This window comes from Streptomyces sp. NPDC059679, assembly GCF_042734105.1.
Taxonomy (GTDB): Bacteria; Actinomycetota; Actinomycetes; order Streptomycetales; family Streptomycetaceae; genus Streptomyces.
In genome coordinates this window covers 152,488-171,939 of sequence record NZ_JBHWES010000016.1, presented here as the reverse complement: position 1 = coordinate 171,939, position 19,452 = coordinate 152,488, and the positions used below count along the sequence as shown (strand labels likewise).

18 protein-coding genes are annotated in these 19,452 nt (G+C 71.1%); 9 read left to right on the top strand and 9 right to left on the bottom strand.

Annotation, left to right across the window (positions count from 1 at the left end; all coding sequences use genetic code 11):
• Window positions 1–323: 323 nt before the first annotated feature.
• Both ACFV2X_RS19770 and ACFV2X_RS19765 read right to left on the bottom strand, forming a co-directional pair.
• Entirely contained in the window at window positions 324–3,461 is a 3,138-nt protein-coding gene (locus ACFV2X_RS19770; protein ID WP_385617899.1) for an FAD-binding and (Fe-S)-binding domain-containing protein, read from the bottom strand.
• The gene (locus ACFV2X_RS19765; protein ID WP_385617897.1) at window positions 3,454–4,158 is read right to left on the bottom strand and encodes a TetR/AcrR family transcriptional regulator; all 705 of its coding nucleotides are present in this window, start codon (window positions 4,156–4,158) and stop codon (window positions 3,454–3,456) included. Before ACFV2X_RS19765 ends, ACFV2X_RS19770 begins: the two co-directional genes overlap by 8 nt.
• A 112-nt stretch (window positions 4,159–4,270) precedes the next feature.
• Here ACFV2X_RS19765 and ACFV2X_RS19760 point away from each other — a divergent pair, with 112 nt between their 5' ends.
• Both ACFV2X_RS19760 and serC read left to right on the top strand, forming a co-directional pair.
• Window positions 4,271–5,863 carry an MFS transporter gene (locus tag ACFV2X_RS19760; protein WP_385617895.1) on the top strand — a complete coding sequence of 531 codons (1,593 nt, stop codon included), beginning with the start codon at window positions 4,271–4,273 and terminating at the stop codon, window positions 5,861–5,863.
• A complete protein-coding gene (gene serC / locus ACFV2X_RS19755) occupies window positions 5,776–6,894 on the top strand; it encodes a phosphoserine transaminase (RefSeq protein WP_385617893.1) in 1,119 nt (372 codons plus the stop codon). Before ACFV2X_RS19760 ends, serC begins: the two co-directional genes overlap by 88 nt.
• Before the next feature lie 79 nt (window positions 6,895–6,973).
• Here the strand turns inward: serC and ACFV2X_RS19750 are convergent, their stop codons facing one another.
• Both ACFV2X_RS19750 and ACFV2X_RS19745 read right to left on the bottom strand, forming a co-directional pair.
• The gene (locus ACFV2X_RS19750) at window positions 6,974–7,816 is read right to left on the bottom strand and encodes an ABC transporter permease (RefSeq protein WP_385617891.1); all 843 of its coding nucleotides are present in this window, start codon (window positions 7,814–7,816) and stop codon (window positions 6,974–6,976) included.
• A 100-nt stretch (window positions 7,817–7,916) separates the two neighbouring features.
• Window positions 7,917–8,924: an ATP-binding cassette domain-containing protein gene (locus ACFV2X_RS19745; protein WP_385617890.1), complete on the bottom strand. Its 1,008-nt coding sequence runs from the start codon at window positions 8,922–8,924 to the stop codon at window positions 7,917–7,919.
• 162 nt (window positions 8,925–9,086) lie between these two features.
• On the opposite strand from ACFV2X_RS19745, the gene ACFV2X_RS19740 reads away from it, so the two are divergent.
• Window positions 9,087–9,854: a TetR/AcrR family transcriptional regulator gene (locus ACFV2X_RS19740; RefSeq protein ID WP_385617888.1), complete on the top strand. Its 768-nt coding sequence runs from the start codon at window positions 9,087–9,089 to the stop codon at window positions 9,852–9,854.
• A gap of 61 nt (window positions 9,855–9,915) precedes the next feature.
• Here ACFV2X_RS19740 and ACFV2X_RS19735 read toward each other — a convergent pair whose 3' ends face one another.
• Entirely contained in the window at window positions 9,916–10,929 is a 1,014-nt protein-coding gene (locus ACFV2X_RS19735) for a hypothetical protein (protein ID WP_385617886.1), read from the bottom strand.
• Window positions 10,930–11,200: 271 nt separating this feature from the next.
• Here ACFV2X_RS19735 and ACFV2X_RS19730 point away from each other — a divergent pair, with 271 nt between their 5' ends.
• The 3 genes from ACFV2X_RS19730 (at window position 11,201) to ACFV2X_RS19720 (ending at window position 13,425) form a co-directional block, all read left to right on the top strand.
• On the top strand, window positions 11,201–11,728 hold the full coding sequence (locus ACFV2X_RS19730; protein WP_385617882.1) for a hypothetical protein: 528 nt from the start codon (window positions 11,201–11,203) through the stop codon (window positions 11,726–11,728).
• Window positions 11,729–11,900: 172 nt separating this feature from the next.
• Entirely contained in the window at window positions 11,901–12,374 is a 474-nt protein-coding gene (locus tag ACFV2X_RS19725) for a hypothetical protein (protein ID WP_385617879.1), read from the top strand.
• Window positions 12,375–12,429: 55 nt separating this feature from the next.
• Entirely contained in the window at window positions 12,430–13,425 is a 996-nt protein-coding gene (locus ACFV2X_RS19720; protein ID WP_385617876.1) for an aldo/keto reductase, read from the top strand.
• A gap of 160 nt (window positions 13,426–13,585) precedes the next feature.
• Here ACFV2X_RS19720 and thpR read toward each other — a convergent pair whose 3' ends face one another.
• The 3 genes from thpR to ACFV2X_RS19705 all read right to left on the bottom strand — a co-directional run bounded on the left by thpR (window position 13,586) and on the right by ACFV2X_RS19705 (window position 16,098).
• Window positions 13,586–14,149, bottom strand: a complete 564-nt coding sequence (thpR, locus tag ACFV2X_RS19715) for an RNA 2',3'-cyclic phosphodiesterase (protein ID WP_385617874.1) — start codon at window positions 14,147–14,149, stop codon at window positions 13,586–13,588.
• Window positions 14,150–14,227: 78 nt separating this feature from the next.
• Complete coding sequence (locus ACFV2X_RS19710; protein WP_385617871.1) at window positions 14,228–15,622, bottom strand: MFS transporter; 1,395 nt, start codon at window positions 15,620–15,622, stop codon at window positions 14,228–14,230.
• Window positions 15,623–15,654: 32 nt separating this feature from the next.
• Window positions 15,655–16,098, bottom strand: coding sequence for a MarR family winged helix-turn-helix transcriptional regulator (locus ACFV2X_RS19705; protein ID WP_089508363.1), 444 nt, complete (start codon window positions 16,096–16,098; stop codon window positions 15,655–15,657).
• Between the two features lie 130 nt (window positions 16,099–16,228).
• Here ACFV2X_RS19705 and ACFV2X_RS19700 point away from each other — a divergent pair, with 130 nt between their 5' ends.
• Window positions 16,229–16,426, top strand: a complete 198-nt coding sequence (locus ACFV2X_RS19700) for a ribbon-helix-helix protein, CopG family (RefSeq protein ID WP_014177490.1) — start codon at window positions 16,229–16,231, stop codon at window positions 16,424–16,426.
• A gap of 56 nt (window positions 16,427–16,482) precedes the next feature.
• Here the strand turns inward: ACFV2X_RS19700 and ACFV2X_RS19695 are convergent, their stop codons facing one another.
• Window positions 16,483–17,949, bottom strand: a complete 1,467-nt coding sequence (locus ACFV2X_RS19695; protein ID WP_385617867.1) for an NCS2 family permease — start codon at window positions 17,947–17,949, stop codon at window positions 16,483–16,485.
• 219 nt (window positions 17,950–18,168) lie between these two features.
• Between ACFV2X_RS19695 and ACFV2X_RS19690 the strand changes: the two genes are divergently transcribed.
• Window positions 18,169–18,417 (top strand): DUF2530 domain-containing protein, encoded by a 249-nt coding sequence (locus tag ACFV2X_RS19690; RefSeq protein WP_385617864.1) that lies wholly within the window; start codon window positions 18,169–18,171, stop codon window positions 18,415–18,417.
• Window positions 18,418–18,557: 140 nt separating this feature from the next.
• Window positions 18,558–19,376: an SAM-dependent methyltransferase gene (locus ACFV2X_RS19685; protein ID WP_385617862.1), complete on the top strand. Its 819-nt coding sequence runs from the start codon at window positions 18,558–18,560 to the stop codon at window positions 19,374–19,376.
• Window positions 19,377–19,452 lie beyond the last annotated feature (76 nt).

Genomic DNA, 19,452 nt, shown 5'->3' with positions numbered 1-19,452 from the left:
GGGTGCGGGCTTCGTCTCGGACCCGCGTGAGCCGAATGTCGCGAGACGGCGCACAGGCTGCTCGAAGCGAAGCGCACCCACCCGCACAGCGCACCTGCACCCGCGAAGCCAACGACGAGTCAAGCCGTGCCCACCGTGAGTGTCCGCCCGTGGGCGTCGCCCTCCACCGCGAGCACGTACGGGCCTGCGAGTACCTGCACAAGCCACGCGAAGAGGGCCTGACGGATCACTCGGCCATGCTCCTGCGCCTCGGTCTGGGCTGAGACCAGCCGGAGGAAGGTCCGTAAAGGATCGGCAGCGGGAGGAGCGACAGCCGGGCCAGGTCAGCGCAGCCGTTCGGCCAGGACCTCCGCGAGGTGGCGGGCGCGGCGGCCGGCCAGCTGCTCCAGTTGCGTACGGCAGGAGAAGCCGTCCGCGAGGACTTCGGCGGCGGGGTCGGCGGCCCGTACGGACGGCAGCAGCTGCTCCTCCGCGCAGGCGAGGGATACGTCGTAATGCCCCCGCTCGAAGCCGAAGTTGCCCGCCAGCCCGCAGCAGCCGCCGCTCAGCTCGCCCGTCAGGCCCGCGCTGGCGCGCAGGCGGCGTTCCGCCGCGTCACCGAGGACGGCGTGCTGGTGGCAGTGGGTCTGGCCGACGACGGGGCGGTCGGCCTTGGGGGGTTGCCAGTCGGGGGCGTGGTCCTCCAGGGCCTGGGCGAAGGTGGTGACGGCGTCGGCGAGGCGGGCGGCACGGGCGGCCTGCGGGTCGGCGGGGCCGAGGAGTTCGGGCAGATCGGTGCGGAGGGCGGCGGTGCAGCTGGGCTCCAGGCCGACCACGGGGAGCCCGGCGTCCAGGGCCGGGGCCATGACGCCCAGCGTCCGCCGCATGACGGACCGGGCCCGGTCGAGCTGCCCCGTCGACACCCATGTCAGCCCGCAACACACCGGCTTGGGCGGCACGACCACCCGCAGCCCGGCCGCCTCCAGCACGGCGACGGCCGACCTGCCGACGGACGGGGAGAGGTAGTTGGTGAAGGTGTCGGGCCACAGCACGACGGTGGCGGCCCGCGCACGGCCGCCGGCCCGCGCAGCGGCCCGCGCTCCCTCGCCCAACTGCGCCGCCTCGCCCGAACGCGGGCCGGAGGCCCCTGCGGCGGGCGGCCTCGTGCCGGGCGCGCCACCGCCTGGCCCCGCCGCACCGTCGCCCGGTCCGGTAGCCGAGCCGGTGGCGGCTGGGCCCTCGCCACGCGAGCTCGCGGCACGCGCGGCGGAACCCCCAGCGGCAGACGCGCCACCACCAACGGGGGCAACGCCCGGGCCAGCGGTGGCCGGACCGCCCCGTTCGCCGCCGCCCCGCGCAGCGGCCCGCACCCGCCTGCGCCACCACCGGGTGAACGGCTCCGGGGCCAGCTCCGGGATGTCGCGTTCCGGTGCGATGCCGCCGGCTCGCTTCGCGAGCGCGGCCAGCGGTGCCACCCCCGCCAGCGCGTTGAGCACCGGAGCCGCCCGGAGGACGGCGCCGGCCCGTAGCCACAGCGGCAGCCGGCCCATTGAGTAGTGCGCGGCAGGGCGCACCCGGCCCTCGTAGTGGTGGTGCAGGAACTCCGCCTTGTACGTCGCCATGTCCACCCCGACCGGGCAGTCGCTGCGGCACCCCTTGCACGACAGGCACAGGTCGAGCGCCCCGCGTACCTCCTCCGAGCGCCAGCCGTCGCGTACGACCTCGCCCGCGAGCATTTCGTGGAGGAGGCGGGCCCGGCCGCGCGTGGAGTGCTGTTCTTCGCCGGTGGCGCGGTAGGAGGGGCACATCACGGACGCGCCGGAGACGGACTCGTTGCGGCACTTGGCGACGCCCACACAGCGCCGCACCGCCGCCGAGAAGTCGCCGTTGTCGTGCGGATAACCGAACTCGACGTCCACCGGGCCCCGGGGCAGCACGGCGAAGCGCAGGTTCTCCTCCATGCGCTGCGGGCGGGCGAGGGCGCCGGGGTTGAGGCCGCCCGCCGGATCCCACAGGTCCTTGAAGCGGGAGAAGAGCCGGACCATGTCGTCGCCGTACATCTTGGGCAGCAGTTCGGCGCGCGCCAGGCCGTCGCCGTGTTCACCGGAGAGGGAGCCGCCGTGGGCGACGACGAGTTCGGCGAGGTCGGTGGAGAAGCCGCGGAAGACGCGGATCCCGGCATCGGTCAGCAGGTCGAAGTCGATGCGTACGTGGATGCAACCGTCGCCGAAGTGCCCGTACGGCGTGCCGCGCAGCCCGTGCTGGGCCATCAGCGCGCGGAAGTCGCGCAGATACGCGCCGAGGCGGGCGGGCGGTACGGCGCAGTCCTCCCAGCCGGGCCAGGCCTCGCTGCCGTCAGGCATGCGGGTCGCGGTGCCGGAGGCGTCCTCGCGGATCCGCCACAGGACGCGTTGGCCGGCCGGGTCGGCGACGACGGTGTGGTCGGTAGTGGCGTCGCCGGCCGCGCGGGCCAGGGCTTCGGCGCGGGCCCGGGCCTCGTCCGGGGTCTCGCCGCCGACCTCGACGAACAGCCAGGCGCCGCCCTTGGGCAGCCCGGTCGCCCCCGCGACCAGGTCGGCGGCCATGCCCTCGACCGTGAGCGGGCCGTGGGGCAGCAGGGTGTGGGCGGCCTCGGCGGCGGCGCTCTCGTCCGGGTAGCCGAGGACGGCGAGGGCGCGGGCGGCGGGCGCGTCGACGAGGCGTACCGTCGCCTCGGTCAGCACGCCGAGGGTGCCCTCGCTGCCGGTGAGCGCGCGGGCCACGTCGGCGCCCTTCTCGGGCAGCAGCGCGTCGAGCGCGTAGCCGGAGATACGGCGCGGCAGTTCGGGGAAGCCGGTGCGCAGCGGGGCGAGGTTGGCGTCGACCAGGGCGCGCAGCCCGTCCCGCAGCCGCGGCGGCAGCCCGTCCAGGCCACGCCCGGCGCGCAGCCGTTCGCCGCCGTACGTCACGACGTCCAGCTCCCGTACGTTGTCGGCCGTCGTGCCCCAGGCGACCGAGTGGGAGCCGCACGAGTTGTTGCCGATCATGCCGCCGAGGGTGCAGCGGCTGTGGGTGGACGGGTCGGGGCCGAAGGTCAGCCCGTACGCGCCGGCCGCCGCCCGCAGGTCGTCGAGGATCACACCGGGCTGGACGACGGCGGTACGCGCGTCCGGGTCGAGGGAGACGATGGAGCGCATATGGCGGGTGAAGTCGAGGACGACGCCGACCCCGGTGGCCTGCCCGGCGATCGACGTGCCGCCTCCGCGCGCCACCACGGGCACCGCACGCTCGCGGCATACGGCGAGCGCGGCCGCGACGTCGTCGGCGTCGTACGGGGCGACGACCCCGGCGGGCACCCGCCGGTAGTTCGACGCGTCCATCGTCATCAGCGCGCGGCTCGCCGTATCGAACGAGACCTCGCCGCGGACGGCCCGGCGCAGCGCCCGCTCCAGGTCGTGTGCGTCTTCTGCCTTGCCTACTCCGTCTGCCTCGTGATCAACCATGCTTCCCATGGTCCACGGACAGCGACTGGATGAGAATGTCGAGTTCCGTTTCAAAGACCTGGTCGTGTGTCACCGCCCGCAGATGCGGCGCCAGCGCGGCGAGCCGAGGCGCGTCGGCGCGCCGCTCGGCGGCCGCGTCGAGGAGGGGGGCGTTTCGCTGGGGCGTGGTCGGGTCGCCTTGGGCGGCCTCGCGGTGGGCGGCCTCGCGGTGGGCGCGGCCGAGGACGAGGTCGATGAAGACGAGGTAGTAGCGGGCGGTGGTCGGCTCGTCGTGGCCCGCCTCGGAGAGGATGTCGACGATCGTCTCGGCGAGGCGCAGCCCGCCGGGGCCGTGGTTGCCGCGGGTCACGATCAGCTCGGCGAGTCCGGGGTAGGCGGTGAGCCGTCTGCGCATTCCGTGCGCGAGATGGCGCAGCCGCTGCTGCCAGGGGCCGCTCAGTGCCTCCTCGGGGATCACCTCGGACTCGGCCACGGCGTCGGCGACCAGGTCGAGCAGCGCGTCCTTGTCGGGGATGTGCCGGTACAGCGACATCCGGGACGCGCCCACCTCGGCCGCCAGCCGGCGGATGGTCAGCGCGGCCATGCCCTCCCCGCGGGCCAGGACGACCGCCGTCTTGACGATGTGCGCCCGGTCCAGGCTGCCCCAGGCGCGCCGCTCCCCCGCGCCTGAACCATCTTTCGAGCCTTCGGTGTTCACGTGCCGAACCGTACCGGGCGGGTACCGGCGCTCACCGGGCACGACAGGTTGCGGACGCTGTCCGCAAGTTCCTAAGGTATGCCTCACCTAACTACCTGAGGAGGTGGGGCAGATGCTGGTGCTCGGATTACTACGTGGCCGCCGCGGCACGGCCGAGGAAGGCTCCGACGGGGGCACTGGGCCGAACCTCGTCGTCCCCGCCGTGCTGACAGCGGCGCTCGCGGCGAGCATGGCGCAGACGATCGTGATCTCGGCCCTTCCGGCGTTCGGCCGCTCCCTGCATGTCTCCGGCGCCGCCACCGCCTGGCTGCTGACCGCCTTCATGCTGGCCAGTGCCGTTACCACGCCGATCGCGGGCCGACTCGGCGACCTGTTCGGCCACCGCCGGGTGCTGCTGGCGTGCCTCGGCTCTTTCACCGTCGGCACCCTGCTGTGCGCGCTCGGCGCCGAGGCCGGCTCGCTGCCGCTGCTGCTGGCCGGGCGCGCGGTCTCGGGCATCTCGGGCGGGGTGTTCCCGCTCGCGTTCGGCATCGTCCGTACGGCCGTGGAACCGCCCCGCGCCCGGGGCGTGATCGCCGTGCTGTCGGCGATGTTCGGGGTCGGCGGCTCGGCGGGGATGGTGCTGGCGGGTCCGCTGGCCGACGCGTTCGGCACGGCCTGGCTGTTCTGGCCGCTGCTCGCGCTGGCCGGCGCCGCGCTGACGCTGGCCCGGCGGCTGCCGGCCGGTCCGGTGGCCCCCGGCGGGCGGGTGGATCTGGCCGGCGCGGCGCTGCTGGGGAGCGCACTGGTGTGTCTGCTGCTGGGCATCGGGCAGGGCGCCGCATGGGGCTGGGGCTCGGCCCGGGTCGTCGGGCTGCTGCTCGGCGCGGCCGTCGCGCTCGCCGCGTTCGCCGCCGTCGAACTGCGGGTCGGCGCGCCGCTGGTCGACCTCCGCGTGCTGCGCCGCAGGCCCGCGGCGGCCACCAACGTGGTGACGTTCGTCGTGGGCGCGGCCATGTTCGGGGTGATCACGCTCGTACCCCGGTTCGTCCAGACGCCGCCCCCGGCCGGGTACGGCTTCGGGGCCTCGGCGGGCGAGGCGGGACTGGCGCTGGTGCCGGTCGCGGTCGTGATGCTGGCGGTCAGCCCGCTCACCACCCGGCTGCGGGACCGGTTCGGGGTCCGGGCGCCGCTGCGGCTGGGCGTGGCGTGCGGCGTGCTGTCGTTCGCGCTGCTGGCCGTGGCCCACGCCCACATGTGGCAGTTCCACGCTGCCGGGGTGCTGATCGGCGCCGGGTACGGGCTGTCGTTCGCCGCGCTCGGGAACCTGGTCGTGGACACGGCGGGGCCCGCGGACATCGGGGTGGCCGGTGGCGTCAACACGATCGCACGCACGGTCGGGGGGGGCCGTGGGCGCCCAGATCGCGGTCGCGGTCCTCGACGCCGCGGGCCCCGCCAAGGCCGCCACGGCCCCCGGTTTTCCCGCCGAATCCGGCTACACCAGCGCTTTCGCCGTCTTCGCGCTGGTGGCCTGCGGCGCGCTCGGCGCCTCATGGGCCATCCCGGAGAAGAGACACCGCGTCTCATCGGGTGGACACCAGGGCAGGCTGCGCATACCGACGGATTAGGCTTTCGTCCGTGGCTGAGATCCGGATTCCCGCTGACATCAAGCCCGCCGACGGTCGCTTCGGCTCGGGCCCCTCCAAGGTACGCACCGAGGCGCTGAGTGCGCTGGCCGCCACCGGAAGCTCTCTGCTCGGCACCTCCCACCGCCAGGCCCCGGTCAAGAACCTGGTCGGCAAGGTGCGCGAGGGTGTGCGCGAGCTGTTCCAGCTTCCCGAGGGATACGAGGTGATCCTCGGCAACGGCGGGTCCACCGCCTTCTGGGACATCGCGACCCACGGCCTGATCGAGGGCAAGTCCCAGCACCTGTCGTTCGGCGAGTTCTCGTCCAAGTTCGCCAAGGCCGCCAAGCTCGCGCCCTGGCTCGACGAGCCGACCGTGATCTCCGCCGACCCGGGCACGCATCCGCTGCCGCGAGCGGAGGACGGCGTGGACGTCTACGCCCTCACCCACAACGAGACCTCGACCGGTGTCGCCATGCCGCTCGAGCGGGTGGCGGGCGCCGACGCGGGCGCGCTGGTGCTGGTGGACGCGACGTCGGGCGCGGGCGGTCTGCCCGTCGACATCGCCCAGACGGACGTCTACTACTTCGCGCCGCAGAAGTCCTTCGCCGCCGACGGCGGGCTGTGGATCGCGGCCTTCTCCCCCGCCGCGCTGGAGCGCGCCGCGCGGGTGCACGCCTCGGGCCGGCACATCCCGGAGTTCTTCTCGCTGCCGACGGCGATCGACAACTCCCTGAAGAACCAGACCTACAACACCCCGGCGCTCGCGACGCTCTTCCTGCTCAACGACCAGCTGGAGTGGATCAACGGCCAGGGCGGCCTGGACTGGGCCGTACGCCGCACCGCGGCCTCCTCGGGCGCGCTGTACGGCTGGGCGGAGGAGTCGAAGTTCGCCACGCCGTTCGTCACCGACCCGGCCAAGCGGTCGCAGGTCGTCGGCACGATCGACTTCAACGACGAGATCGACGCCGCCGCGGTCGCCAAGACGCTGCGGGCCAACGGCATCGTGGACACCGAGCCGTACCGCAAGCTGGGCCGCAACCAGCTGCGGATCGCCATGTTCCCGGCCGTCGAGCCGTCGGACGTGAAGGCGCTGACCGCCTGCGTCGACTACGTCATCGAGCACCTGTGACCGACTGACTGACCTGAAGAGCCCGGTAGGGGCCCGCGGCCGAATCGACGGCCGCGGGCCCCTACGCGTATGTACGCTCTCAGCTGCTCAGCCGCTGGAAGCGGCGTACGGCCAGCGGCAGGAACACCGCCGTGAGGGCCACCGGCCAGACCACCGCCATCAGCGTCGCGTGCTGCTCCACCCAACCGCCCCCGCCGGGGACCGGGTTGCCGAACAGGTCCCGGATCGCGTTCGCGGTCGACGAGACGGGGTTCCACAGCGCGATCGCGCCCAGCCAGTCGGGCATCATCGCGGGCGGAGTGAAGACGCTGGAGATCATCCCGAGGGGGAAGGCGACCGCGAAGAGGTTCCCCGCCGCCTGCTGGTTGGGCACCAGCAGCCCCAGATACATCCCGACCCAGATCAGCGAGGACCGCAGCAGGATCAGCAGCGCGAAGGCGCTCAGGGTCTCCGGCAGACTGCCGTCGGGCCGCCACCCGACGGCCAGGGCGATCGCCGCGAGCACCGCCAGGTCCACCGCGGCGCTGATGACATCGGCGACGCCGCGCCCGCTGACCACCGCCGAGGGGGCCATGGGCATGGAGCGATAGCGGTCCATGACGCCCTTCTCCTTCACGACGGCGACCGCGACGGCGGTGCCCATGAACCCGTTCGCCATCGTCATCGCGAACATCCCGGGCAGCGCGTAGTCCTGATAGTCCGCCCCGCCGCCCACCTCCATCGCGCTGCCGAAGACATAGACGAAGAGCAGCACGAACATCACCGGGGTGCCGAGCTGCCAGGCGATGGCGGCGGGGTAGCGGAGGATGGTGATCAGCTCGGTCCTGACGATGGTCACGCAGTCCGCCACCGCCCAGTACGCCCGCCGCTCCGGCCCGTCCAGGACCGTCGGTATCTCTGCCGCCCCTGTCGCGGTGCTCATGCCCCTCCCTCCCGCTCAGTCTCGGCGCGCTCCAACGCGCGAGCTTCCTTCGTCGCTGCGCGGCTCCTCAGTCCAGCCCGCGCGGCGCGCCAAGACACGCTCATGTGGGCACCTCCGTCCGCTCGTCCACCTTCTGGCCGCCGTTCTGTTCGTCCGTACGGTGTCCGGTCAGCCGTAGGAAGACCTCGTCCAGGGTCGGGCGGCGCAGCCCGATGTCTTCGACGGCCACGCCCCGCTCCTGGAGCGTCCGCGCGGCCTCGGTCAGCGCCGCGACCCGGTCGCGCACCGGGGCCGTCACCCGCCGGTCCTCCCGGTCAGTCTCTGGCTCGGCCGCGCCCGCACCCCGGTCCATCACCCGCGCCACCGCCTCGACGGCGGCGGGCAGGTCGGCGATCTCCCGCACCACCACCTCGATCCGGTCCCCGCCGATCGCCCGCTTGAGCTCGGCCGGCGTATCATCGGCGATCTTCCGCCCCCGGTCGATCACGGCGACCCGGTCCGCCAGCTGATCGGCCTCGTCCAGGTACTGCGTGGTCAGCAGCACCGTCGTACCGCCCGCGACCAGCGAGCGGACCGCCTCCCACACCTCGTTGCGGCCGCGCGGGTCGAGCCCGGTCGTCGGCTCGTCGAGGAACAGCACCTGAGGGGCGAGGATCATGCTCGCGGCCAGGTCGAGCCGGCGCCGCATGCCGCCGCTGTACTCCTTGGCCACCGTGTCGGCGGCCTCGGTCAGCCCGAATGTGCTCAGCAGTTCGTCGGCCCGCCGCGCGGCCCGTGCCTTGTCCAGATGGAAGAGGCGGCCGAACATCACCAGGTTCTGCCGCCCGCTCAGCATCTCGGCCACCGCCGCGTACTGGCCGGTCAGCCCGATCCGGCGGCGCACCTGACGGGCCTGCCGCGTGACGTCGAACCCGCCGACGAAGGCCCGGCCGCCGCTCGGCCGGGCCAGGGTGGCCAGGATCCGTACGGCCGTCGTCTTGCCCGCACCGTTGGGGCCGAGCAGCCCCTGGACGGTGCCGCGGCCGACGGCCAGGTCGAAGCCGTCGAGCGCGTGCTTGTCTCCGTATCGCTTCCGCAGCCCTTCGGTGAGGACCGCCCATTGCGCCACGTCCGAAAAAGTCGCAGTCAAAGAAGCCGTCTCCAAAGAAACCCCCACAGGAACCCGTGCCGCCACTCACTGGGTACACCGTACCCAATTGCGAGTACACCGTACCCAGTTATGGGTACGGTGTACTCGGTTCTGTGGCCGCGACGTTAGGATGAGCGCGCGATGACGACCACCGAACACAGCGGCAGCGGAGACATCTCCCGCAGCCTGGAACTGCTCTGGGGCACCGGTGAGCGGCCCAGCCGCGGCCCCAAGCCCGGGCTGACCCTGCGGCGGATCGTGACGGCCGCCATCACCGTCGCCGACGCGGAAGGGCTCGCCGCGGTCTCCATGCGGCGGCTGTCGGCCGAACTGGGCACCGGCACCATGTCGCTGTACCGCTACGTCCCCGGCAAGGCCGAGCTGCTGGATCTGATGCTGGATCAGGTGCAGTCCTTCGACCCCGACGCCCACGCCCCGGATCTGGGCTGGCGGGAGACGCTGGAGATGGTGGCGCGCGGCGCCTGGCAGTTGTACGAACGGCACCCCTGGCTGCTCCAGGTGGACCAGTCGCGCCCCATCCTCGGGCCGAACGCCATGGCCGGGCTGGAGTTCGCGCTGCGCGGCCTCGACGGCCTCGGCCTCACCGACCGCGAGCGGGTCCATGTCATCGTGACCGTCGAGGGGTTCGCCACCGGCGTCGCCCGTACGCATCTGAACTCGGCCACGGCCGAGAAACGTACGGGCGTCAGCGACGCGGAGTTCTGGAAGGCGCACGCGCCCGCGATGGAGCAGGCGCTCGCCAGCGGCAGGTTTCCGATGCAGGCGGCGCTCGGCGAGGACGCCTTCACGGGGCGGGGTGAGGACATCTTCGAGTTCGGCCTGGAGAGCCTGCTCGACGGCATCGGGGCGTTCATCGCCGCCCGCGCCCGCGACACCGCCGAGAAGTAGGCCCCCCGCCCCCTGGAATTCAGCGGCGGATCAGCGGAAGATCAGCAGCGGACAGCGGCGGTCACCGGCGGCGGAAGAGCGAGCGCACGCCGAAGAACAGGACCGCGGCGACGGCGAATGTCAGCGCGCCCTTGAGGAGATTGCCGTTCTTCTCCTTCTCCGAGACCGCGCCGGCCCCCGTGGAGTCCCCGCCCCCGTTCTTCTTCTGCTCCTTCGCCGTCGCGTCCGGCAGCAGTTCCCCGTCCAGCTTCACCGCGGTCACCTTGCTGCTCGGGCCCTCCGTGCCGTACATCAGCGTGCCGCCGTCGGTCGTGAAGGTGACCGACTCGCCCTGCCGCTGGAGCGGCAGATCCGGCTCCTCCTTCAGATCCTCGAGCTTGCCGCCGCGCCATCTGAACTCCGCGACGTTGAAATAGCCACGGAGCACGAGTCTGCTGGCGTCCGGGGCGAAGGCCCCGTCCGTCACCTCCATGCCGATGTCGTCGACCCGGCGGAAGATGTTCGTCCCGGAAGGGGACAGCGTTTTCGGCCCGGCGTACAGCCCGCCGTCCTTCTGGCTCTTGCTGGCGATATAGGCTCGGCCGGTCTTGGGGTCGATCATCAACGCCTCGGCGTTGCGCGGGCCGTCCGCGTATTTCACGGTGTACTGCACCGCCCTGACCGTGGTGTTCTTCAGCGTCTTCGGCTCGGGGAAACGGTAGATCCACACATGCGACCAGGTCCCGTCCAGGTTGTCGCCGATATCGCCGACGTAGATGTCGCCGTCCGGTCCGATCGAGATGGCCTCCACGTCGCGCGGGCTGCCGACGCCGCGCATGGTGACGGTCGCGACCGTACGCCCGGTCTTGCTGTCGACGGCGTAGATGTACGGGCCGTCGTCGCTGTCGTTGTGCGTCCAGTAGACGCCCGGGTGGGCGCGGCTGGCCGCCAGGCCGCTGGACTCGGTGATCCTGGAGTCCTCGATCGTGAACGAGGACGGCGAGGACGACGACGTGTGATCGTCGGCGGCGGCCGGGGCGGCGGCGGGCAGAACCACCAGCGCGGCGGCGCCGAGGACGGACGGAAGCGAACGCATGGGGCCAAGCCTGCCATCCTGGCCCGGAGCTGAGGGGGCGGCAGTCGGCCAGGGGCGACTCCAGGGGCGCTACACCTGTCTGATTGACTTCGTCGAGAACGGGCAGATAACGAATGCGCGAGCACTCGACACCGACTCGACACACAAATTCATAATCTCTGGATTAGTTGTGCTGATCTGGAGATTAATTTTTGGAAATTTATCGGTCAATCGGCGTCAAAGCGGACCACGGCGTTGCATCGAAGAATAAGGCCGCCCTACGGTCTGCCCCATGAGCAATTACGGTGGTTCTTACCCGCAAACCGCGCCTGCGCCCGGGGGCGCTCCGGCGGACGCCGGACAGAGCAAGAAGTTCGCGATCATCGGGGTCGTCGGCGCGGTCATCGCCCTGGTCGGCTCCCTGGTGAACTGGGTGGTCTCCGGTGCCGATGGCGCCGACGGCGGTATCAAGGGCATGGACGGCGATGGCGTGATCACGCTGATCGTCTCCATCGTCGCCGCGCTGGCCCTGGTCGGCGCGCTGGTCACCAAGAAGGCTGCGCTCTACGTGGGCGGCGCGGTCCTGTCGCTGGTCACCGTGGTCTTCGCCGTGCTCAACATGGCGGACCCGGCGCGTCTGGTCGCCGCGAAGGCCGAGGATGAAGGGGCGTCCGCGGAGCAGGCCGAAAAGTTCGCGGACGAGGCCGTGAAGCAGCTCGACATCTCCGCCGGCCCCGGCCTCTACATGGTGCTGATCGGCGCCCTGCTGACCGTGGTCTTCGGCGTCCTCGGCTTCATGAAGTCCCGCAACAGCCGATAAGAAACAATTCATTCGGCAGGCAGTATCCGAGAGCCCGCTTTTCGGCCGCATCCCGGCCGAGAATGCGGGCATTCGGATTTTCCGGGGCCGTCCAGAGTTCTTCCGAGACCGCTCGGTATTCCCCCGGACCATCCGACGATTTTCCCCGGCCACCCGGCGCTATGATCACCGCGTGGCCGATATCCATGACCTGATCCTGTCGGTGAACCTCCCCGACACCCTCTCCGACGCCGAGATATCCGAGCTCCGCTGGCACCTGGGCCTCGCCCCCCAGCCCGCCACCCCCCTGTCCCTCGTCACCGACTACGCCGAACCGCTGATCGGCGACGACGGCCGGCCGGAAGAGGACGAGCAGGGCAACTGGCTGATGAGTTACGAGCCGTATCCCGTCCTCGCCGCCACGGGCCCCGCCCACCGCGCCGGCGGCGTACTCCTCTCGGCCCTGGAGCCCGAGACCCGCGGCGGCTGGGCCCTGACGTCCCGCCAGGAGTTCCACCCCGATGAGCTCGACCGGGTGGACGAACTCCTGCTCTGGCTGCATGACCGGGCCGTCGACTCACTCGCCTTCCAGTGCCATGTGCGCTTCTACGAGGAGGACACCTTCGCTCGGGTGTCCGTCACCGAAGGTGAAGTGAACTGGCCCTGAGCTGACCCGGCGGACCCTTGATTAGAGCGCACTCCAAGGGCTTGGCTAGGTGCTCATGGAGTACACGCAGCTCGGACGTACGGGACTCAAGGTCAGCCGAGTGGTCCTCGGCACCATGAACTTCGGCCCGCAGACCGACGAGGCCGACAGCCACGCGATCATGGACGCCGCGCTCGACGCGGGCATCAACTTCTTCGACACCGCCAACGTCTACGGCTGGGGCGAGAACAAGGGCCGTACCGAGGAGATCATCGGGAGCTGGTTCGCGCAGGGCGGCGGCCGACGCGAGAAGACCGTGCTGGCGACCAAGGTCTACGGCAACATGGGCGTCGACGGCGAGCCCTGGCCCAATGAGGACAAGCTCTCCGCACTCAACATCCGCCGCGCGGTCGACGCCAGCCTGAAGCGGCTGGGCACCGACCACATCGATCTGTACCAGTTCCACCACGTCGACCGCTCCACCCCGTGGGACGAGGTCTGGCAGGCCATCGACGTCCTGGTGCAGCAGGGCAAGATCCTCTACGCCGGCTCCTCCAACCACGCCGGCTGGCATATCGCCCAGGCCAACGAGGCCGCGCGCCGCCGTGGCTCGCTGGGTCTTGTCAGCGAGCAGTGCCTGTACAACCTGTTCGAGCGGCGCGCCGAGATGGAGGTCATCCCGGCCGCGCAGGAGTACGGCCTCGGGGTGATCCCCTGGTCCCCGCTGCACGGCGGGCTGCTGGGCGGGGCGCTGCGCAAGGAGCGCGAGGGCGGCGGTGCGCGCAGCACGTCCGGGCGCAGCGCCGACGTGCTGAAGAACAGCGCGGTCCGCGACCAGGTCCAGCGTTACGAGGACCTGCTGGACAAGCACGGCCTTGAGCCCGGCGAGGTGGCGCTGGCCTGGCTGCTGACCCGGCCCGGGGTGACCGGCCCGATCGTCGGCCCGCGCGTCGCCGAGCAGCTGAACTCCGCGATCCGCGCGAGCGAGCTGACCCTGAGCGAGGAGCTGCTGACCGCGCTGGACGAGATCTTCCCCGGCACGGGCCCGTCGCCCGAGGCGTTCGCCTGGTAGGGCTCGCAGTCACACGCCGCCGTGGCGGCGGCGTACGGCCGACCCTCAGGTTCAGCCGAACGCTGCCGCCACGGCGACGACGACGAGCATCAGCACGAGCGCACCGCTCATGATCAGGTTCCTGGTCTTGGGATCCACGCCTCGAGGGTAACGGGACCGCTCAGTGGCCCAGCGCCCAGGCGGCCACCACCTCGTACCGTGGCTGCGCGCCGGCGACCCCGGGCGTCGGCGGATGGCTGCGCACCAGGCTGAGCTCGGGCACCGTCCAGGCGCCGCTCTCGAAGTCTTCGAGCCCCGTCACATACGGGCGCAGATCCGCGCCGCCGCGGCAGCGCGCGAGCGTGAGATGCGGGTGGTAGGGGCGGTGCCGGTCCATGGGGAGACCGGCCCGCCGGGCCCCGGCCTCCGCGGAGTCGGCCAGATGCCCCAGGGTCGTCCGGTCGCCCCCGACGCCCACCCACAGCACCTTGTCGGAGAAGCGGCCGCCGCCCGCGAGCCGGACCTCGTGGGGCGGATGGCGGTGGGCCGCCCGCGCCAGCCGCTCATGCAGCGCGGGCAGCACGCTCTCGTCGACCTGGCCGAAGAAGGCGAGCGTGAAGTGCCAGCCCGCGCGCTCGGTCCAGCGCAGCCCGTCCGCGCCCGGCAGCCCGCGCAGCGCCGCCACCCGGGCGGCGAGCTCGGCGACGACCTCCTCGGGGGGCAGCACAGCGGCGAAGAGTCTCATCCGCCCAGTCTCCCGCAGCGACCGCCCGCCCCGCCTGCCACAAGCCCGGCACCGCCCGCCCCGCCTGCCACAACCGCGTCAGACCGCCGCGGGCACCGGCTCCTCCTGCGCGTTCTCCGCGTTCTCAGGGGTTCGCGGTACGAAGGTGAGGTGCGGGCGCCCCGGCCGCAGGTTCACCTTCATCCGCAGGCCACCCGCCCGTACGAGGATCAGGCCCACCGCCACCGCGGCCGCCGCGGACACCAGACCGCCGGCGGCGAAGCCGACCCGCGCGCCGTAGGTGTCGGTCAGCCAGCCCACCAGGGGGCCGCCGAGCGGGGTGCCGCCCACGAAGACCATCATGAACAGGCTCATCACCCGCCCGCGCATCGCGGGGTCGGTCGCCAGCTGGACGCTGGAGTTCGCCGTCACGTTGAAGGTCAGCGAGAAGATCCCGATCGGCACCATGAGCGCGGCGAACAGCCAGAAGGCCGGGGCCAGCGCCGCCGCGACCTCCAGCAGGCCGAACATCAGCGCCGCGCCGACCAGCACCCGCTGTCTCGTCGTGGTCCGCCGGGCGGCCAGCAGCGCGCCGGTCACCGAGCCGACCGCTATCAGCGAGTTGAGCAGGCCGTAGGTGCCCGGTCCGGCGTCGAAGACGCCGTCGGCGAAGGCGCTGAGCCAGATCGGGAAGTTGAAGCCGAAGGTGCCGATGAAGCCGACCAGCACGATGGGCCAGATCAGGTCCGGGCGCCCGGCGACATAGCGCAGCCCCTCGCGCAGCTGCCCCTTGCCGCGGGGCGCGCGCTCGACCTTGTGCAGCTCGGCGGGGCGCATCATCAGCAGGCCGACGAGCGGGGCGGCGAACGACAGCCCGTTGAGCAGGAAGGCCCAGCCGCTGCCGACGGCGGTGATCAGCACACCGGCGACCGCCGGGCCCACCAGCCGGGCGGACTGGAAGTTCGCGGAGTTCAGGCTGACGGCGTTGCGCAGGTCCTTGGGGCCGACCATCTCGACGACGAACGCCTGCCGTGTGGGGTTGTCGACGACGGTGACCATGCCGAGCAGGAAGGCGATCAGATAGACATGCCAGACCTGCACCAGACCGCTGAGGGTGAGCGCGGCGAGCGCGAGCCCGCACAGCCCGAGCGCGGCCTGGGTGAGCACGAGCAGCCGCCGCTTGGGGTAGCGGTCGGCGATGACACCGCCGTACAGGCCGAAGAGCAGCATGGGGAGAAACTGCAGCGCGGTGGTGATACCGACCGCGGTGGCGGAGCCGGTGAGGCTGAGGACGAGCCAGTCCTGGGCGATACGCGACATCCAGGTGCCGGTGTTCGATATCACCGCACCCGTGGCGAACAGCCGGTAGTTGCGGATCTTCAGGGAGCTGAAGGTCCCGCCCCTGGTGCGCCCGGCTGCGGCGTCACCAGTGGGGTCGGTCACGGGGTCGGTATGGGGTGCGGGTGCGGAATCTGCTCCGGGTCCCGTACTCAAATTGCGTTCGCCTCCAAGCGGCTCGTTTCCTCTTACATCTGCGCGAGCTTCTCCAAGACCGGCGCGGCGGCGCGAAGCGCGGCCCACTCCTCCTCGGTCAGCCCGCCGACCAGCTCGGCCAGCCAGGCGTTCCGCCTGCGCCGGCTCTCTTCGAGCATGGCCTCTGCCCGCTCCGTCGGCGAGACGACTTTCTGCCGCCGGTCCTCCGGATGCGGCTCCAGCCTGACCAGTCCCTTGGCCTCGAGCAGCGCCACGATGCGGGTCATCGAGGGCGGCTGGACATGCTCCTTACGGGCGAGCTCGCCCGGGGTGGCCGAGCCGCACAGGGCCAGGGTGCCCAGTACGGACATCTCGGTGGGGCTGAGCGACTCGTCGACGCGCTGATGCTTGAGCCGTCGCGACAGACGCATCACGGCGGATCGCAGTGCGTTCACGGCGGCTGTGTCTTCGGTGCCACCATGGGACAGATCCGACATGGTCCTTAGCATAACTCATTACCTCGTCTAATGAAACCTGAATGACGACCCGGTAACACATTCACCCATACGAGTGAGTCCGTTCCGGAAAGTGACGCAGCGAGACGCATGTCACGGGGACCCTGGCCGCATGGGATCGCCCACGGGATCGAAAGTGCTCAGCCTACGGATCGATGGCGAGCTGCTGGACCGGGTCCGGGAGCATGCCGCAAAACGCGGAATGAGCGTCCAGGACTATGTCATCCGGACGCTCATTCGCGAGGACTTCGACGAACGCTTCAAAACGTCCGTCGACGAGACGGAGCGCTTCTACGGCCGGGCCCCTTAAGGCCCCACCAGCGCGCCCGTATGTCTGTGTGCCGGGGTCAGCCGGACCCGAGTGGGTCAGCCGGACCCGAGCGCCTGCTGGATCGGGTGCAGCAGGAAGTAGACGAGGAAACACAGCCCGACCGCGCTCAGCAGCCAGGGCACCTCCCGCGTCCGCCGGGTCGCGATCCGCAGCAGCAGATACGACAGCACGCCGAGGCCGATCCCATTGGTGATGCTGTACGTGAACGGCATCGAGATCATGGCCAGGAAGGCCGGGACCGCGATCGTGAAGTCGCTCCAGTCGATCTCCTTGACGTTCGCGGCCATGATCAGGAAGCCCACGACCACCAGCGCGGGGGTCGCCGCCTGCGACGGGACGACCTCGGCCAGCGGGGTGAAGACCAGCGCGAGCAGGAAGAGCCCACCGGTCACCACGTTCGCCAAGCCCGTACGGGCGCCCTCCCCGACACCCGCCGTGGACTCCACGAAGCAGGTGTTGGCCGAGGCCGAGCCGAAGCCGCCGCCCGCGACCGCGACGCCGTCCACCATCAGGATCCGGCCCATCCCCGGCAGCTGGCCCCGCTTGTCCGTGAGCCCCGCCTCCTCGCCGACGCCGATGATCGTGCCCATGGCGTCGAAGAAGCCGGACAGCAGCACGGTGAAGACGAACAGACAGCCGGTGAGGATGCCGACCTCATGGAACCCGCCGAACAGGCTGACCTGACCGATCAGGCCGAAGTCCGGGGTGGCGACCACCTTGTCCGGCAGCTCGGGGGCGGTCAGCCCCCAGCTCCCGCCCGGGATATCGGCCACGGCGTTGATCACCACCGCGACCACCGTCATGGTCACCATGCCGAGGAGGATCGCGCCGCGCGTCTTGCGGACGACCAGGACGAAGGTGAGCGCGAGCCCGGCCACGAAGATCAGCACCGGCCAGCCCTGCAGCTTGCCCTCGATGCCCAGGCCCATCGGCACGGTGGTGTGGGCCTTGTCCGGGTTACGGGTGACGAAGCCCGAGTCGACCAGGCCGATCAGGGCGATGAACAGTCCGATGCCGATCGCGATCGCACGGCGCAGCCCTCCCGGGATCGCGTCCATCACCCGCTGCCGCAGCCCGGAGGCCACCAGGAGCATCAGCACCAGGCCCGCGAGGACCACCATGCCCATGGCGTCCGGCCAGCTCATCTTGGGCGCGAGCTGCAGCGAGACCACGGCGTTGATGCCGAGCCCGGCCGCGAGCGCGATCGGGACGTTGCCGATGACCCCCATGAGCAGGGTGGTCAGGCCGGCCATCAGGGCGGTGGCGGTGACGAGCTGGGCGTTGTCGAGGTGATGGTGGAACTTGTCCTCGCCGCTCCCGAGGATGATCGGGTTGAGCACGATGATGTAGGCCATCGCGAAGAAGGTCGCCAGACCGCCGCGGACCTCCCGGGAGATGGAGGACCCCCGCTCGCTGATCCGGAAGAACCTGTCCAGGCCGTTTCTGGGGGGTGCCGGAGCCTGCTGCTTGGCGTCGGCCGGCGCGGTGGCCGAGGGGGACATGAAGTACCTCAGAGGTGCGTGAACATAACCACGTGAACATAACCAACGGGCCATTTTGGATGATCAGACAAGACAATCCAGCCAGACCCGGACCGATTCAGTATGAATACATGAAGTGTAAAAACGCCAATCCCGGACGTTTGATGACGGTCGGTGACGCCAAGTGACGGGCCGGGCGGAGGGGCACCGCCCCCCACACCCGGCCCGTAAGCTGTGCGCATGACGAAGTGGACCCCCAAGCACGAGGCCCCGGCGCCCCTGGAGGGCAATGTCGTCGCCACGATCACCGGTGGCACGATCGTGTGGTTCGTCCTCTTCCTGGTCCAGCTGCCCTTCTACGGCTGGTACGACGACCACGGCCATCTGTGGTGGCTGTGGACCTGCCTGGCCGGCGGCGGCCTGGGGCTGCTCGGCATCTGGTACGTCCGCGCCCGCGAGGCGGCCATCCGCCGCTCCGCCCAGTCCTGAGCGCCCTCGACCCAAGGCCGGCCCGCGTAGCGCCGTACGATTTTCACCGATCATTTACAAGCGCTTCAGTGACCCCACGAATCTTTCCGGGTAAGAAAGTTGCTCACTTCTCACGCCAACTGACCAGTAATGTGGGCTTCATGACCGGCCATGGTTTTCGCGCGGATCAAATCGACACCAGCAAGCCGCACTCGGCTCGCATGTACGACTACTTCCTCGGCGGGAAGACGCACTACTCCGTCGATACCCGGGCCGCGGAACAGGTCGAGGCCGTCTGGCCCGACGTCATCCCGTGGACCCGCGCCAACCGGGCCTTCATGCACCGCGCCACCCGCTGGCTGGCCGCCGAGGCGGGCATCCGGCAGTTCCTCGACATCGGCACCGGCATCCCCACCGAACCCAATCTGCACCAGGTGGCCCAGCAGGCGGCCCCGTCCTCCCGGGTCGTCTACGCCGACAACGACCCCATCGTCCTGGCCCACGCGCAGGCGCTGATGCTCTCCGCCCCCGAGGGGCGCACCGCCTACCTCCACGCCGACGTCGAGGACCCCGAGGCCATCCTGGCCGCCGATGAGCTGCACGCCACGCTGGATCTGAGCGAGCCGGTCGCGCTGTCCCTCAACGCGCTGATGCACTTCATCGGCGACGACCGGAAGCCGTACGACATCGTCCAGCGGCTGCTGGCCCCCCTGGCGCCGGGCAGCTACCTCGTCCTCTCCCACGGCGCGATCGACCCCCGCCCCGGCCTCTCCGACGCGGTCACCAACCTCTACCGCGCGAGCGGCATCCATGTGCAGGGGCGCACCCACGAGGAGATCACGGCCTTCTTCGACGGTCTTGAGCTCGTCGAACCGGGCGTGGTGATGCCGCACCGCTGGAAGCCGGGGACCGAGCGGGAGCGGGCGGAGGCGGACGCGCGGGATCTGTGGATCTACGCGGGGGTGGGACGCAAGGGGTAACGGCGTACGTGCTCGCCGCTACCCGAGGCTTCGGGTAGCGGCGAGCACGGCCCGGTCAGTAGAACCAGCAGGCGCG

Excerpts from the sequence above, each read along its gene's own strand:
- ACFV2X_RS19770 (WP_385617899.1), bottom strand. The coding sequence starts at position 3,461 with ATGGTTGATCACGAGGCAGACGGAGTAGGCAAGGCAGAAGACGCACAC.
- ACFV2X_RS19760 (WP_385617895.1), top strand. The coding sequence starts at position 4,271 with ATGCTGGTGCTCGGATTACTACGTGGCCGCCGCGGCACGGCCGAGGAA.
- ACFV2X_RS19750 (WP_385617891.1), bottom strand. The coding sequence starts at position 7,816 with ATGAGCACCGCGACAGGGGCGGCAGAGATACCGACGGTCCTGGACGGG.
- ACFV2X_RS19740 (WP_385617888.1), top strand. The coding sequence starts at position 9,087 with ATGACGACCACCGAACACAGCGGCAGCGGAGACATCTCCCGCAGCCTG.
- ACFV2X_RS19735 (WP_385617886.1), bottom strand. The coding sequence starts at position 10,929 with ATGCGTTCGCTTCCGTCCGTCCTCGGCGCCGCCGCGCTGGTGGTTCTG.
- ACFV2X_RS19730 (WP_385617882.1), top strand. The coding sequence starts at position 11,201 with ATGAGCAATTACGGTGGTTCTTACCCGCAAACCGCGCCTGCGCCCGGG.
- ACFV2X_RS19720 (WP_385617876.1), top strand. The coding sequence starts at position 12,430 with ATGGAGTACACGCAGCTCGGACGTACGGGACTCAAGGTCAGCCGAGTG.
- thpR (WP_385617874.1), bottom strand. The coding sequence starts at position 14,149 with ATGAGACTCTTCGCCGCTGTGCTGCCCCCCGAGGAGGTCGTCGCCGAG.
- ACFV2X_RS19705 (WP_089508363.1), bottom strand. The coding sequence starts at position 16,098 with ATGTCGGATCTGTCCCATGGTGGCACCGAAGACACAGCCGCCGTGAAC.
- ACFV2X_RS19700 (WP_014177490.1), top strand. The coding sequence starts at position 16,229 with ATGGGATCGCCCACGGGATCGAAAGTGCTCAGCCTACGGATCGATGGC.
- ACFV2X_RS19695 (WP_385617867.1), bottom strand. The coding sequence starts at position 17,949 with ATGTCCCCCTCGGCCACCGCGCCGGCCGACGCCAAGCAGCAGGCTCCG.
- ACFV2X_RS19690 (WP_385617864.1), top strand. The coding sequence starts at position 18,169 with ATGACGAAGTGGACCCCCAAGCACGAGGCCCCGGCGCCCCTGGAGGGC.
- ACFV2X_RS19685 (WP_385617862.1), top strand. The coding sequence starts at position 18,558 with ATGACCGGCCATGGTTTTCGCGCGGATCAAATCGACACCAGCAAGCCG.